Source organism: Pelomonas sp. KK5, from assembly GCF_001984095.1.
Lineage (GTDB): Bacteria > Pseudomonadota > Gammaproteobacteria > Burkholderiales > Burkholderiaceae_C > KK5.
This window is the reverse complement of record NZ_LYVQ01000449.1, coordinates 1-1,879: the sequence shown is the minus strand read 5'-3', so window position 1 is coordinate 1,879 and position 1,879 is coordinate 1. Positions and strand designations below refer to the sequence as shown.

At 72.8% G+C, this 1,879-nt stretch carries 1 protein-coding gene and 1 pseudogene; both read right to left on the bottom strand.

The genetic code is table 11. From position 1 onward, the window contains the following. The coding region (locus tag B0W88_RS31545; RefSeq protein WP_158080988.1) for an RND family transporter at positions 1 to 1,513 on the bottom strand (1,513 nt) is incomplete at its 3' end. After that, positions 1,510 to 1,879: pseudogene (locus B0W88_RS34080) on the bottom strand (hypothetical protein); the annotation flags it as partial. The pseudogene B0W88_RS34080 and the gene B0W88_RS31545, both read right to left, overlap by 4 nt.

Below are 1,879 nucleotides of genomic sequence, written 5' to 3'. Positions count from 1 at the left end.
GCTGCGCCAGCCGCCACTCCAGCGCGTCGATGCGGCGCAGCGCGTCGTAGGCGCCGCACTCGCCCGGCGGCGCGTCGACCATCTCGACGAAGACGTCGCTGCTGGCGCCATAGTGGCTCGCGAGGAAGCGGTGGTCGCGGTTGTAGCGCGAGTCGGCGCGCAGCTCGGGGGCGCCGGGGTCCAGGTCGCCCACCTGCAGCCGGCTGCTCAGAAGCAGGCCGCCGCCTGCCAGCGCCAGCGCGACGAGCACCGCGGCGGCGGCGTGGCGGCGCGTGGTGAAGCGGCCGAGCCAGCGCCACAGCACCGGCTCGGCGCTGTCGGCCCGCAGGCTGCGCGCGGCGGCCTCGGGATTCACGCCGACGAAGCTCAGCAGCACCGGCAGCAGGATCAGGTTCGTGAAGACCAGCACCGCCACGCCGAGGCTGGCCGACAGGGCCAGCTCGCGGATCACCGCGATCGGGATGAACAGCAGCACCGCGAAGCCGACCGCATCGCACAGCAGCGCGGTGAGCCCGGCCACGAAGAGCCGCCGGAAGGTCAGCCGCGCGGCAACGAGCCGCTGCGTGCCGCGGCCGATGTCCTGCATGATGCCGTTCATCTTCTGCGCGCCGTGGCTCATGCCGATCGCGAAGACCAGGAAGGGCACGAGGATCGAGTAAGGGTCCAGCGCCAGGCCCAGCAGCGGCAGCAGACCCAGCTGCCACAGCACGGCCACCAGCGAGCAGGCGACCACCAGCGCCGTGCTGCGCAGGCAGCGGGTCCAGCCGTAGACGATGGCGATGGCGATCAGCACCGCGACGGCGAAGAAGCCGAGGATCTGCCGCAGGCCCTCCACGAGATCGCCGACGACCTTGGCGAAGCCGGTGATGTGCAGCGTGACGCCACGGGTCTCGTACTTCGCCCGCAGTGCTTCGAGGCTGGCGGCCACGCGCGGCAGGTCCAGCGCCTGGCCCGTGCGCGGGTCGGTGTCCAGCAGGGGCACGAAGACGATGCTGCTGCGCTGGTCCGGCGCCACCAGCTGGCCCACCTCGCCGGCCCGCTCGACGTTGAGCCGCAGTTGCGCCAACGCGGCAGGCGAGCCGTCGAAACCGTCCGGCATCACCGGCCCGCCGTCCAGGCCCGCCTCGGTGACGGCGGCCCAGCGGGTGTTGGGCGTCCACAGCGACTTCATGAACTGCCGGTAGACGCCGGGCAGCAGGAAGACCTCGTCGTTCAGTTGCTGCAGCGTGCGCAGGTAGGCGGGGTCGTAGATCGAGCCACCGGGCGGCGCCTCGACGGCGATGCGCACGGCGGTGCCCAGGCCCGAGAGCCGCTCCTTGTTCGCCAGGTAGTTGGCGATGTACGGATGCCCTCTGGGGATCATCTTCTCGAAGCTGGCGCCGAGCTGCAGGCGCGGCAGCTGCATCGCCAGCAGCAGCGTGACGAGCAGGCAGGCGAGCAGCACCGCGAGGCGGTGGTTGAAGACGAAGCGCTCGGGCAGCGAGCCGCTGCGCGGGTCGAATGGGGCGCTCATGGTGTGGCGATCCTGGCGACGCCGCGCGCGCCGACCACCACCAGCGCGCCCGCGCTGGCTTGAAGGACGCCGCTCAGCGGCGCCATCGGCGGCGTGGGGACGGTCCTCAGCCGGCGCTCGCCTTCGGCATGGCGCAGCAGCTGCCCCTGCTGGTTGACGAGGAACAGGCCGCCGCCGCGGGCAGCTATGGCCGCGGCGCAGCTGCCCTCGCTGTCCGTGGCGAGCGTGTCGAAGCTGCGGCCCTCGTTGGTCGACATGTAGGCGGCGCCGCGCAGGCCGCCGAGCAGCAGCTCGCCGCGGGCGCCGATGGCCGCGCAGAAGAGGCTGTTGGCGGTCGGCGCGGGCAGGGCGGCGAAGCGCGCGCCG